We start from the raw sequence: 12,733 nt of genomic DNA on the forward strand, positions 1-12,733 counted from the left end.
GCCGAGAAGAACCGCCACTTCGCCGGGACGCAATTCCAGCGTCGCGCCGAAAAGCATACGATTTCTTAATTTACAGACCAATTTGGCAATCTGGCCAATGTTTAAGAAATTTGGTGTATTTTTGTAATTCAAATGGTCGATCTGGGTCGTAATTGGGAAATATATATCTATACGAGTACTATCTAACACTCGATCGATTGATAGCTTCAGCGACCGCCAAAATCCTCAGATCCAGACGGCCGCAGATGATCGAGTCGATCGAGTGTTAATCTACCAATATGTCCCAGTTCGCAATTGGGCGGATCTTACCGCTCCTCACACTGATTAGCCCTTTAGCTGCATTAGCGACAGATGCTGTCCCCACCGTGCCGATGGCCTTGGGCAAAGAATATACTGGTGCGCTAACGGCATCCCCTAGCAATCCCCAAGGGGAAGTCTGTTATGGTTTGTCGGTAGAGCCAAACACCCGCATTACCCTTAAGGTCAAAACTGGTGGAGCGGGCATTCTCAAATTTGCGATCTACGACCAAAAAAAAGCCTTACGGTTTTTTCATAATAATGCGATTGGTAAATCTCAAGCTGATGGGAGTAAACTCGTCGAGTCCAGATTTAGCTTTCCGGCTGTGAGTGAAGTCTCCCATATCTGCTTGACGACGACCAATCCCGGTCGCGGTCAACGTTATGATTTTATGGCAACAGCCACACCCGGTCGCAAATCGAAATCTCGGCTGGCACTACGTCCTGTCGATGTCAACAAGATTGCCTCCCGACCGCAAAAAATCCAACTGGCAGCAGCTCCTACCCCAGCACCCGAAACACCACCAGCACCCCCAGCACCCGAAACACCACCAGCACCCCCAGCACCACTGCCAACGCCAGCAGTCAACAATCCCCCAGAGCCACTACCGACCAAAGCAGCCAAGAATCTCACACCGCCACCCGTAACGATTCCACCGCAACCAACAGGGGAACCATATTGTTATGTCGGCACCTGGCAAGTCGCCGATTTGAGCGGTTATTGGCAGCCAGTTATCCAAACTTTCACTCAAGCCAACGTTACCAATCCTCAGATGATCGGCTACGCGAAGGTGACGATCGAACGCAATGGGCATGCATCTTTTGAAGCAGTCGATCTCGAACAAAGATATACCTTAAAAACGAAAGAAACTGGAGCTAGAATCGACAGAATTGGCATCGGCTTGTCTGGTAGTGCCAATGCGAGATTTCAAGTAAATCCTGATAGTACCTTGACGTTTAGCTCCCAAAATTATCAACGACTGACCACCAGACTCAATTTGGGTGAGAGTTTGAAGCTCACTGGAGATCGCTTATTCCCGCTCTTCGGCGATCGTGACAAACCCACAATTAAGTCTGCATACAAATGTCTTGATCGCGATAATATTACTCTCAAAATTCCATTGCCTACGGGGCAGAAATCGATCTCGATTTTGCTGAAGCGGATAAATTAGAGAGTGATGCCGCCAAATTCTAGCTATCAATAAGGCGATTTTATTTTAGTGCTATTGCCAAATTCCGATCTGGCGAGCGTCTATTAAGTTTTTAAAAACCTCTAGAAAGGATGATGAGAAAGCTGCTAGTCTAGTTGCGATCGCCTCATCGCTCCTTTGATAATGCCAGCCAGCAAGATTCCGAACCTTCAGCCCCATGAAATCCTCGTCCAACGTACCCAGATGGGTGGCAGCGAAGCATATATCGGCTCAGTCACGTTGCAATGGCTGGCCGATCGCGTAAAATATGCTTCAGAGATGAACTTGCTATCCGAGCAACATCAGCCTCAAGCCAAAAACATCGCCATCGATAGTGACAGTATCGAAGTCATCCAACAGCGTCCCCTCGACTGGAGCAGACAGGCGGCGTTGGTTCAATATTTAGCCGGACGAACTACTCATAAGTTTCCACCCGTCTTAGTGACGATCGATCGATCGTGGGTGGATAATATTCATGCGCCAGAGTGGGGCAGAGGTGGCAAAGCGAATGAGTCGGCGGCGATATTTATGCCGATCGATGGCAATAATAGTGTCGGATTATTAGATGTGGGCGAATCCGTGCGGATCTATGCTCTCGATGGACAACATCGATTGATGGGCGTTCAGGGTTTGATGGAGTTATTACGTGCGGGTGAGTTGCCTAGATATAACAAAGAACGGCATCCAGTCGGTCATAAAATTACACTGGCAGAATTGGGGACATCGCAAGCGTATTTAGCAAGTTTGCCCCAGGAAACGATCGGGATTGAATTTATCTCAGCGGTGGTGAAAGGGGAGACGCAACTGGCAGCGCGGCGGCGGATTCGATCGATCTTCGTCCATGTTAATCTGATGGCGATCGCGCTGAGTAAGGGACAATTGGCTCAACTTGATGAAAATGATGGCTTTGCGATCGTGGCAAGGCAAATCGCTGTCAATCATCCGTTATTAAAAGATATCCCCGGACGCAAACCGCGTGTGAATTGGGATAGTGCGACGGTGGCGACAAAAACCACCGTACTAACCACGCTCCAAGCTTTGCAAGATATGGCAGCAAAATATCTACAATATCAGTTCCCTGATTGGAAACCCAAAGCCCAAAAAGGTTTAGTGCCATTGCGTCCCGATCCCGCCGAGTTAGCAGCCGGAATTGCAGCTTTTAATTGGTTATTCGATCGGTTGTCCCAATTTACCAGTTACGGACGTTTGCAGGCAGAGGATACCACTCAATTGCGCCGCTTTAGTTTCGAGCCTGGGGGCGGCGAGGGGCATATCCTATTTCGTCCCGTCGGCCAAGTTGCCTTCGCGCAAGGGGTAGGGATGGCGGTTTTTAAAAAACAAATGGCTGAAACTGAGGTTTTGCGTAAACTCGATCGCTATGATGCCGATGGTGGCTTTAGTCAGATTAACTTGCCTCAGTCGCTCTGGTATGGGATTTTGTACGACCCCAATAAGAAGCGGATTCTGGTATCTGGGCGCGATTTAGCGGCGAAGTTGATTGTCTATCTATTGGGTGGCGTGGATAATGATTTCGATCGAGCCGAACTGCGTCGTTATGTTGCGGAATCCAGAACTGTGGGAGAATATGCAATGAGTTTTGAGGGCAAATTAGTCACGCCCAAGGAAGTTGGGTTGCCACCGGTGTTAACTTAGCGCGCTCGTTTTAATTGTGGATACGGCTCGAATGCTCGAACAGCAGAGTGTCATCTCGACAGCGATCGAGTAAATTGGGTAATGTAGCCTCGATATCGCCCAACAGCTTTAGATCGGACATGCTTGAGATTTCTAAAACGATTAGCCTTCCCTTTAGTGAAATCGAGATTAGTGCCATTCGATCGCAGGGTGCTGGCGGTCAAAATGTCAATAAGGTGGCGACAGCTATTCACTTACGCTTTGATATCCAAGCATCTTCCTTACCTGACTGGTATAAAGAACGGCTGCTCAAATTGAGTGATCGCCGGATTACCAATGAAGGTGTTATCGTGATTAAATCGCAAGAACACCGCAGTCAAGAACGCAATCGAGCTGAGGCTTTCGATCGATTGCGTGCGTTGATTCTGAGCGTAGCCGTTATCGTCTTGCCGCGTAAAATTAGAAAGCCAAGCAAAGGCCAAGATCGGCGAAGATTGGCAGCCAAGAAACATCGATCGCAGATGAAAGCATTACGAAAAGTTGTCGAGTAGATATCTAACTACCTTCTAATTCTCTAATTCTTGTTAATGCTTGGGCTAATTGAGCTTTTGTATCTTCAGCCTCTTGTCTAGCTAGTCTCGCTTCTTCCGCAGCAATTTGAGCTAATTCTTCAGGGCATAGATAGCGATGGCTTTGAGCATCGAACCAAGATAAAACTTCTTGCTCGACTGCTCCAGATATCTCTTGACAACGCCCGATCCCCAAACCAATTTCGGGGAACCAATAAGGCTCACCAATTTGGAGTTGATAAGCACCGTCTACCAACTTATAAACTTCAAATGGTTGATGACGATCTCGTTGCCAGTATTCTGGATTGTAGATGACGTAATAAAGCACCCCCAACTTGGCATAAATAGCCATTTTCTCCTCATACTCACCCCCAGGCGTCCAAGATACTACTTCTAAGGTGAGAATCGGCGGGATATCATTTTCCTCCCACAGCACATAGCTACGACGAGATTTATTCCCCTTGCGTCGCTCTACGCCCAAACTCAAAAATCCATCAGGGACGACAGGAAAGCGGTGATTTAAGCCAGTGGGATGATAGACTCCCATATCGATGCCGAAAAACCAGTCGGTTCGGTCTGCCCAAATATACTTTAAGAGTAAAAGTAAGACATTAGGGAGCCAATTCTGGTCTTCGCTTCGCGACGTCGGAACGCCTACATTATCCACAGGCGTATCGTCAGAGTCCGGTAACTCGGTGCTAGAGGGTAAATATTTACGGTCTACTTGTAACATAATCAGATTTTAACAGCCAGTGCTAAATTGGTTGTCAGTCTACTAACCATCGCACTTCTATTATAATTTAGGAATCCAGATTCTCAGTGTAAACATTCCAATGGTATCGATCTCCGCAACCCATCCCACCAGCCGCCAGTACTTGCCCGCAGCTACTCCCGACGCTTCACCCAACCAGCACATTCTCCCCCTGACAGCGAAAGTAAACGACAGGGATTGTCTCGAAATTGGCGGCTGCGATGTCACCGAGTTAATTGAGCAATTTGGTTCTCCTTTATATATCCTCGACGAGCAATCGGTACGCACCGCTTGTCAACAATATCGGGATGGGTGGCAAAAATATTATCCTGGCGAATCTCTGGTAATATATGCATCAAAAGCATGGAGTTGTCTGGCTATCTGTGCGATCGCGGGTAGTGAAAATTTAGGAATCGATGTGGTGTCCGGTGGCGAAATTCTAACCGCGATTAAGGCTGGAGTGAGTGCGGAAAAAATCTACTTCCACGGTAATAACAAATCAGTCGCCGAACTAGAACTGGCAATTACAAAAGATTGTCGCATCATTGCCGATAACTGGCTCGAACTCGAACATATTGCCTCTATTGCCAGTGCGATATGCAAACATGTCCCCGTAATGATTCGGCTCACTCCCGGCATCGAGTGTCACACTCACGAATATATTCGCACGGGACATTTAGATAGTAAATTTGGTTTCGATCCCAATCAACTCGATGAAGTCTTCACTTGGCTAAGTAAACAGACAGATATTACCTGTATCGGCGTTCACGCCCACATCGGTTCCCAAATTTTCGAGCAGCAACCCCACCAAGATTTAGCAGGCGTGATGGTGGAATGGTACAAACTCGCCCTCAGTCACGGTTTGCCCATCAGTGAAATTAATGTTGGCGGTGGATTGGGGATTAAATACACCGAAGCTGACGATCCGCAGAGCATCGATGAGTGGGTAAAAAACGTCGCCACTGCCCTCAAAGTTGCTTGTGACGCACATGGAGTTGCCTATCCACGCGTTTTATCCGAACCTGGACGTTCGTTGATTGGCAGTAGCTGTGTCACTGCCTATACTGTCGGCGGTAACAAAACCGTCCCTGGCATTCGTACCTATATCAGTATCGATGGTGGGATGTCTGACAATCCCCGCCCGATTACTTATCAATCTCAATATCGGGCGATGATTGCCAATAAAATGTCCGCACCGATGACTGAAACTGTAACGATCGCGGGCAAACATTGCGAGTCTGGTGATATCTTGATTAAAGATGCCCACATCGCGGCGGCGGTACCTGGGGATATCTTGGTAGTTCCGGCAACTGGTGCGTATAACTATAGTATGTCTTCCAACTATAATCGGATTACGCGTCCGGCTGCTGTCTTGGTTAATAATGGTGAAGCAAATATCATTATCCAACGGGAAAATTACGATGACTTATTAAGGTTCGACAGATTACCAGAACGCTTAGTAAAATAGCTAGATTTGACTGTCGATCGGGCTATAATAGAGCCAAAGAGATCGTTATTGATGACCTATCAATTGTGCCAGCTAAAGATATCTTTCATGACGCAGTAAAACACGCACTAGAGAAAGAGCAGTGGATAATTACAGACGATCCACTGTTCTTGCGCTTCGGTGGCGTCGATATGTATATCGATCTTGCCGCAGAACAGTTAATGAGTGCCGAAAAGAATGGCGAGAAAATTGCCGTTGAAATTAAAAGTTTTATTGGCGTTTCGGCAACAACAGAATTCAGTACGGCATTAGGACAATTTCTGAAGTACCAACTTGCATTAGAAGAGGAACAGCCAGATCGAATTCTATACCTGGCAATACCCGTAGATGCCGAACGAAGTTTTTTCACTTTAGAATTACCACGGCGACTCGTAGAGAAATATGGTGTCAATCTCATTGTCTATGAACCAGAAGAAGAGGCGATCGTCAAATGGAAAAAACAGATGAATACCGACAAATAGTTCGAGATATTTTGACTGAATATAGTCAAATTAAATCAGCAAATGAAGAGGTGGAAGCTGAATTAATTTTCGATTTAGAAAGAGATCGATATCAACTAGTTCATGTTGGTTGGTCACACAAACGTAGAATTTATGGTTGTGTTTTGCATTTAGATATTAAGAATGGTAAAATCTGGATTCAGCATGATGGAACTGAGGGAGGTATTGCCAACGAACTAATAGCTAAAGATATACCCAAGCACGATATCATTATTGGCTTTCATTCTCCCTTTAAACGGCAATTTACAGAATTTGCGGTTAATTAACTGTAGACAGATTTATATTTAATTATGCTAAAAATATTGACCCGACTTCTTTACCTCAGTCGGGTTTGCGATCTTAACAATTTATTTTACCGATAGTTGGTAAATTGTAAAGCTACGGGCAGCTCTTCTTGTTTCAATCGCTGCATCACCCCTTGCAATTCATCTTTATCCTTGGCAGTGACGCGGACGACATCACCCTGAATTGAGGGCTGAACTTTTTTAAATTCATCGCGAATTAGCTTGGAAATCTGTTTGGCAATTTCTTGGCTGATGCCTTTTTGGAGGGTGACTTCTTGACGGATGCGATTGCCACTAGACGCTTCAATTTTGCCGTAGTCAAAGATTTTCAGCGATAAATTCCGTTTGATCGCTTTGCTCTGAAGCATATCGTGGACGGCATCGAGGGTCATCTCGCTAGCTGTATTGATGGTAATCTTATCTTCAGCTAGTTCCACAGTCGTCTGGGTATCTTTGAGATCGTAACGACTGCTAATTTCCCGATTAGTTTGATCGAGAGCATTGACTAATTCCTGTCTATCGAAATCGCTGACAATATCAAAGGAAAATGTAGAAGCCATATTTAATTAGTTGATAGTTGATAGTTGATAGCGATTTGCGCTCGTCGGGTTTCCCGACGGTTTAGCAAATCAAGACAGTTGATAGTTGTTGAGTTTGGGGTTCAATTCCTATCTAGACAACACCCCTAATTTCTAACACCTCAATCCTAACCCCTAATTCATTGTGCTGGTGATGCTCATCGACATGAGAGTAAAGATGGCTACGGAGCCGACACCAAACATTAACGATCGACCGATCGGGAAATTAATGATATAAAAAATTGAATAGAATAGCCGTGCTGCTGTAAAACTGATCGCACAATTGACTACCGTCGCTGACTCTTGATGGGTACTATAAGCCATCAATGCGGCTGCACTATACAGTATAAAGGCTTCCCAAGAGTTCTGATGCGCCCAAGTTGCTCGTTTGCCATAATCTGGCATTTTGTCAAACGCCGCACGGGGAGCTGAAATATCGAACCCGACTTGAAAGCGGGTAATCGCCACTACTAAATAGGGAAAATAAACTAAAGATGCCGCAGCCGCGATCGAGCCGAGTAAAATTGTCGAAGTAGAAAGATTGGCGAAATTCATAAAACGGTTGTGGGCAGCCAGCCAGCAAGCTAGGACGAAATCGATCGGTAAAGTTAGTTAATCGAAATAAAATAGAGTAACAACTTTGCGTTGTTCCTCAGCTTCATGACAAGTTTGCAGTAATGTATCGCTATCGTGGAAGGCAAAACAGATCAACTGCTGACAACGAGAAACAATTTCCTGATTGCAGAGTGCGCTAGCTTCACCTAGCGATAGCGCATCGTTGTCAGGATTTTCTACCAGATGCATGACATTTTGCAACTGATCTTGAGATTCGCGCGGCTGACGCGCAAGACTTTGGGGTAAAATCACTGTCAACATGTCACGATTGGCGCGAATAGCACCACGAATTGCCGCAGAATTTGTACCGGTTGCACCAGAGGTAATCAGGCGATTGCCAGAGAGCACTAGCGCGTAGCTCATCATCTCGATCAGATGCTGGTGAGTGATGGGGACATGGCGAGAACCCAGTAGGGCAATTTTCTTGGAGCCAGTCTGTTGAATCGTAGCTAGTTCCTGGGCGAGGGTATCGATTTCAGATACGTTAATCAAAGACGGTGCGTAGCTTAACAACGTCCCTAGTTTAACACAACTGAGGGCCGGAGATCGGTTTTAGGCTGTGGGTTGCGAGCATCCTGAGAAATTTCCCCAGACAAAACTCTGATGAGATCTAAATTATGGCAGGTGCCGATTGCTGGCAATCTCCGATCTCTGTCGTTTGCCTGAGGAGTTAATATTTGTAGTTGGTGACAAGCACTTCTGGTATTTGCCCCCGTTTATCACTGCGAGAATTAATTAAGCGAGTAGCCTGAATCAATTCGATCTTAAAAGCTGGTTCTTGCCCGTACAGCTCCAATACGAATGGTGCTGATGAGTTAGAAAGCATAAATTTAACCCCACGATCGTGCAATCGACAGCATAATTTATATAGCTCGATTTGCCGATCTTCATCAAATTTTTCGCGGGTATAGGACGTGAAATTAGCTGTTTTAGTTAAAGGTACGTACGGCGGATCGAAATAAACTAGATCTTGAGAGGTGACTTTTGATTCGATCGTTAGAAAACTGCCATGTATTAACTCGACATCTTGGAGAATTTCTCTGCAAGCTCGGAGGTTATCTGCATCCAGGATCTTTGGGTTTTTATAAGTACCGATCGGCGTATTGAATTGCTGTTTGGAGTTGACTCAATACAAGCCATTGTAACAAGTTTTATTGAGATAGATAAAGCGGCTCGCTCTTTGGATCTGGCTCCAGGATTGATATTCTAAGCGGCGATCGACATCGCGCAGCGAATAGTATTAGTCCTTGTCATAAACATGTTTGGCTAAATCTCCAATCAACTCTTCAACACAATCTTTGATGACACAATAAGTGTTAATCAATTCACTATTGACATCGGCCAAACATGCGGTTCGATTTTGCAGAGAGAAGAAGACTGCACCACCCCCTAAAAAAGGCTCGAAATAGCGATCGTATTCTGAAGGTAGCCGCTTGATAATTTCTGGTAATAACTGTGATTTGCCACCTACCCATTTCAAGAAAGGCTTCACCTGTAATTGCATTATAAAAAGCTTCGGGAAAATAATCGACTCGATCGAGTAACTGGTAGATATTTATGATTGAAAACATCGTGATTCTCAATTGTGACGAAATTTACTAGTATCGACGATGGATGCTGGGATGAGATTGCCGACACTGCGACTCGATCTGACAAGACTGGAGCCAAATTTTGTGAATAGATAAGTAGGGACGATCTTGATTTTGCCAGCTATTGCCTAGCAATTTATGCCGATTGTTTATTCAAAGAGTGATAAATTCGAGAATTTCCTGTAACCTAGGGAAAGATCTAAGTTTAAATATATTTACAAACTGCGTCTATGATAGCAACTGCACTGAAACACGAAGTCAAGGATTTATCGCTCGCGCCCCAAGGTAAGCAACGGATTGAGTGGGCAGGGCGAGAAATGCCCGTGCTACGCCAGATTCGCGACCGGTTTGCAGCCGAAAAGCCGTTAGCGGGGATTCGCATCGTCGCTTGTTGCCACATTACCACTGAAACCGCTCACCTCGCGATCGCGATCAAAGCGGCTGGTGCTGATGCCATTCTAATTGCTAGCAACCCCCTCTCTACTCAGGATGATGTTGCAGCTAGTTTAGTTGTCGATTATGGAATTCCGGTATTTGCCTTCCGTGGTGAAGACGAAGCTACTTACAAACGTCACGTCCAAACCGCACTCGATCACCACCCCAATATCATCGTCGATGATGGTTGTGATGTAGTTGCCACCATGGTTCAAGAACGCCAATCTCAACTGAGCGAACTGATCGGTACTACCGAAGAAACCACTACTGGGATCGTCCGCCTCCAGGCGATGTTCAAAGCTGGCGTATTGACTTTCCCTGCTGTCAACGTCAACGATGCCGACACCAAGCATTTCTTTGATAACCGCTACGGTACCGGACAATCCACCTTAGATGGGATCATTCGCGCTACCAATATTTTGCTCGCTGGTAAAACAATCGTCGTTGCTGGCTACGGCTGGTGTGGTAAAGGTACCGCCATGCGTGCCCGTGGATTGGGTGCAAATGTCGTTGTCACTGAGATTGACCCTACCAAGGCAATTGAAGCCGTTATGGACGGTTTTAGCGTAATGACAATGGAAAAAGCCGCTGCTGTCGGCGACATCTTTATCACCGTTACTGGTAACAAGCATGTCATCCGTGGCGAACACTTCGACTTGATGAAAGATGGCGCGATCGTGTGTAACTCCGGTCACTTTGATATCGAAATCGATCTCAAAACTCTGGCTAGCAAAGCAACTGGCGTGAACACCGTCCGCAACTTTACCGAAGAGTACAAACTCAAAAACGGCAAATCCGTAATCGTCATCGGTGAAGGTCGTCTCGTCAATCTGGCTGCCGCTGAAGGACATCCTAGCGCAGTTATGGATATGAGCTTTGCTAACCAAGCAATGGCTTGCGAATATCTCGTCAAAAATAAAGGCGAATTGACTCCTGGTATCCACTCGATCCCCGTCCATGTGGACAAAGAAATCGCGCGGATGAAGCTCGAAGCTATGGGCATTCACATCGATAGTCTCAATGCCGACCAAATCGATTATGCCAACTCTTGGACTTCGGGTACTTAATCTCGATTTTGAGCTAGATTAACTAGTTTTTAAAAAGCATAGACCAACATTATGGTCTATGCTTTTTTAGCGATTTTTTTACTAATGGATTTAATATCCTTCCCAAATCCCAAAACCACCACCACCAGGAGTCTCGATCAAGAAAATATCTCCCTCCTGCATCTGCACCTCCGCCTTACTTTCCAGGAATTCAATCGTTCCATCAGCACGTTCGATGCTATTTCGCCCTAAAGCTCCTGGCTCACCACCTGCTAATCCAAATGGCGCGATCGATCGATGTCCTGACAAAATCCCCATCGTCATCGCTTCCTGGCAACGGATACGGCGGATGACGCCATTCCCTCCAGTATATTTACCACGTCCACCACTATGAAGGTGAATACTGAAGCTCTCCAATCGCACCGGAAATCGGAGTTCCAATACTTCTGGATCTGTCAGTCGCGAATTTGTCATATGAGTTTGGACTGCATCGGTACCGTTAAAACTAGATCCAGCACCAGAGCCACCGCAGATTGTTTCATAGTATTGATATCGATCGGTACCAAAGGTAAAATTATTCATCGTGCCTTGTGCTGCCGCCATCACACCTAGCGCGCCATAGAGGGCATTGGCGATCGCTTGGGAGGTTTCGACATTGCCAGCGACTACCGCAGCGGGATATTGGGGACGGAGCATCGAGCCGGTGGGAACGATGATGTTCAGGGGTTTGAGACAGCCAGCATTGAGCGGAATATCATTATCGACAAGGGTGCGAAAGACATATAGTACCACCGCTTTGCAGATGGCCAAGGGGGCGTTGAGATTGGTGGGTTGTTGAGGGGAAGTACCTGTAAAATCGATCGTGGCTGCACGCATGAATCGATCAATCTCAATCTTGACTTGAATCTGACAACCATCATCCATTGGATAAGTAAACGTCCCTGGATTTAATACCGAAATTGCCCGTCGCACCGACTCTTCGGCATTGTCCCGAACGTGTTGCATGTAAGCCTCGACGGTATCTAAGCCATATTTATCGATCGTTTCAATCAAAGCTTTAACACCCCGCTCATTCGCCGCAATTTGGGCTTGGAGATCGGCGATATTTTGCTGGGGATTGCGGGCAGGGTAGGGGGAATCAGCGAGTAACGATAACACCTCAGCCAGCCGAAATCGATCGCCAGCGACGAGTTGAAAATTATCGATGAGAATCCCCTCTTGCTCGATCGAGGTACTGTGTGGGGGCATAGAGCCAGGGGTGATGCCCCCAATATCCGCATGATGTCCGCGCGATGCTACGTAAAATACTGGAGTCGGATCGGTGGGCAGAAAGATCGGCGTAATCGCCGTGATATCGGGTAGGTGAGTACCGCCGTTGTAGGGATTATTGGAGATATAGACATCCCCAGGTTGCAACGTGGCACCACAGGCTTGAATTAGACTGGTGACGCTTTCGCTCATCGAACCCAGATGCACGGGGATATGTGGGGCATTAGCTACCAATTCTCCAGATCGATCGAAGATGGCACAACTAAAGTCGAGGCGTTCTTTGATATTGACTGAGTAGCTAGTATTTTGCAGGGTAATCCCCATCTCTTCAGCGATCGATTTGAGCAGATTATTGAAGATTTCCAGGCGGACTGGATCGGGTTGAGGGGAATCCAATGGTTTTGGGGGATGAATAAATTAACCCCCAAAAAAGGTTCTAACAAAAAAAAAAAAAAAAAAATTTTTTTTTTT

The 12,733-nt window shown here is 46.1% G+C and carries 11 protein-coding genes and 2 pseudogenes; 7 read left to right on the plus strand and 6 right to left on the minus strand.

The features are described from left to right. The first annotated feature begins 278 nt into the window (after window positions 1-278). The 3 genes from RMO27_RS21080 to arfB all read left to right on the plus strand — a co-directional run bounded on the left by RMO27_RS21080 (window position 279) and on the right by arfB (window position 3,670). On the plus strand, window positions 279-1,469 hold the full coding sequence (locus RMO27_RS21080; protein ID WP_309736283.1) for a hypothetical protein: 1,191 nt from the start codon (window positions 279-281) through the stop codon (window positions 1,467-1,469). Window positions 1,470-1,631: 162 nt separating this feature from the next. Then, window positions 1,632-3,140, plus strand: coding sequence for a DGQHR domain-containing protein (locus tag RMO27_RS21085; RefSeq protein ID WP_309736285.1), 1,509 nt, complete (start codon window positions 1,632-1,634; stop codon window positions 3,138-3,140). A gap of 119 nt (window positions 3,141-3,259) precedes the next feature. Further along, window positions 3,260-3,670 (plus strand): alternative ribosome rescue aminoacyl-tRNA hydrolase ArfB, encoded by a 411-nt coding sequence (arfB, locus tag RMO27_RS21090; protein ID WP_309736288.1) that lies wholly within the window; start codon window positions 3,260-3,262, stop codon window positions 3,668-3,670. A 4-nt stretch (window positions 3,671-3,674) separates the two neighbouring features. Here the strand turns inward: arfB and RMO27_RS21095 are convergent, their stop codons facing one another. Further along, window positions 3,675-4,421: a Uma2 family endonuclease gene (locus RMO27_RS21095; RefSeq protein ID WP_309736290.1), complete on the minus strand. Its 747-nt coding sequence runs from the start codon at window positions 4,419-4,421 to the stop codon at window positions 3,675-3,677. 100 nt (window positions 4,422-4,521) lie between these two features. Between RMO27_RS21095 and lysA the strand changes: the two genes are divergently transcribed. The 3 genes from lysA to RMO27_RS21110 all read left to right on the plus strand — a co-directional run bounded on the left by lysA (window position 4,522) and on the right by RMO27_RS21110 (window position 6,712). Further along, window positions 4,522-5,907 carry a diaminopimelate decarboxylase gene (gene lysA / locus RMO27_RS21100; RefSeq protein WP_309736292.1) on the plus strand — a complete coding sequence of 462 codons (1,386 nt, stop codon included), beginning with the start codon at window positions 4,522-4,524 and terminating at the stop codon, window positions 5,905-5,907. A 65-nt stretch (window positions 5,908-5,972) separates the two neighbouring features. Next, on the plus strand, window positions 5,973-6,407 hold the full coding sequence (locus tag RMO27_RS21105; RefSeq protein WP_309736294.1) for a XisH family protein: 435 nt from the start codon (window positions 5,973-5,975) through the stop codon (window positions 6,405-6,407). Further along, complete coding sequence (locus tag RMO27_RS21110; RefSeq protein WP_309736296.1) at window positions 6,377-6,712, plus strand: XisI protein; 336 nt, start codon at window positions 6,377-6,379, stop codon at window positions 6,710-6,712. The genes RMO27_RS21105 and RMO27_RS21110 overlap by 31 nt, the downstream gene beginning before the upstream one ends. A gap of 86 nt (window positions 6,713-6,798) precedes the next feature. On the opposite strand, the gene RMO27_RS21115 is transcribed toward RMO27_RS21110, so the two are convergent. The 4 genes and pseudogenes from RMO27_RS21115 to RMO27_RS21130 form a co-directional block, all read right to left on the minus strand. After that, window positions 6,799-7,290 (minus strand): YajQ family cyclic di-GMP-binding protein, encoded by a 492-nt coding sequence (locus tag RMO27_RS21115; RefSeq protein WP_309736298.1) that lies wholly within the window; start codon window positions 7,288-7,290, stop codon window positions 6,799-6,801. A gap of 153 nt (window positions 7,291-7,443) precedes the next feature. Then, window positions 7,444-7,863, minus strand: coding sequence for an MAPEG family protein (locus RMO27_RS21120; protein WP_309736302.1), 420 nt, complete (start codon window positions 7,861-7,863; stop codon window positions 7,444-7,446). Window positions 7,864-7,920: 57 nt separating this feature from the next. After that, window positions 7,921-8,415 (minus strand): DNA recombination-mediator protein A, encoded by a 495-nt coding sequence (locus RMO27_RS21125; RefSeq protein WP_309736306.1) that lies wholly within the window; start codon window positions 8,413-8,415, stop codon window positions 7,921-7,923. Between the two features lie 178 nt (window positions 8,416-8,593). Then, window positions 8,594-9,427, minus strand: a pseudogene (locus RMO27_RS21130) (DNA adenine methylase). 315 nt (window positions 9,428-9,742) lie between these two features. Here RMO27_RS21130 and ahcY point away from each other — a divergent pair. After that, window positions 9,743-11,014, plus strand: coding sequence for an adenosylhomocysteinase (gene ahcY, locus RMO27_RS21135; protein WP_309736308.1), 1,272 nt, complete (start codon window positions 9,743-9,745; stop codon window positions 11,012-11,014). Window positions 11,015-11,104: 90 nt separating this feature from the next. On the opposite strand, the pseudogene RMO27_RS21140 reads toward ahcY, so the two are convergent. After that, window positions 11,105-12,652 (minus strand): annotated as a pseudogene (locus tag RMO27_RS21140) (hydantoinase B/oxoprolinase family protein); the annotation flags it as partial. Between the last annotated feature and the right edge of the window lie 81 nt (window positions 12,653-12,733).

Origin of the sequence: Chamaesiphon sp. OTE_75_metabat_556 (assembly GCF_031378165.1) — a bacterium.
In the GTDB taxonomy this organism is placed as follows: domain Bacteria; phylum Cyanobacteriota; class Cyanobacteriia; order Cyanobacteriales; family Chamaesiphonaceae; genus Chamaesiphon.

Coding starts and splice junctions, on each gene's coding strand:
- arfB (WP_309736288.1), top strand. CDS start 3,260: ATGCTTGAGATTTCTAAAACGATTAGCCTTCCCTTTAGTGAAATCGAG.
- RMO27_RS21095 (WP_309736290.1), bottom strand. CDS start 4,421: ATGTTACAAGTAGACCGTAAATATTTACCCTCTAGCACCGAGTTACCG.
- RMO27_RS21115 (WP_309736298.1), bottom strand. CDS start 7,290: ATGGCTTCTACATTTTCCTTTGATATTGTCAGCGATTTCGATAGACAG.
- lysA (WP_309736292.1), top strand. CDS start 4,522: ATGGTATCGATCTCCGCAACCCATCCCACCAGCCGCCAGTACTTGCCC.
- RMO27_RS21110 (WP_309736296.1), top strand. CDS start 6,377: ATGGAAAAAACAGATGAATACCGACAAATAGTTCGAGATATTTTGACT.
- RMO27_RS21080 (WP_309736283.1), top strand. CDS start 279: ATGTCCCAGTTCGCAATTGGGCGGATCTTACCGCTCCTCACACTGATT.
- ahcY (WP_309736308.1), top strand. CDS start 9,743: ATGATAGCAACTGCACTGAAACACGAAGTCAAGGATTTATCGCTCGCG.
- RMO27_RS21120 (WP_309736302.1), bottom strand. CDS start 7,863: ATGAATTTCGCCAATCTTTCTACTTCGACAATTTTACTCGGCTCGATC.
- RMO27_RS21085 (WP_309736285.1), top strand. CDS start 1,632: ATGCCAGCCAGCAAGATTCCGAACCTTCAGCCCCATGAAATCCTCGTC.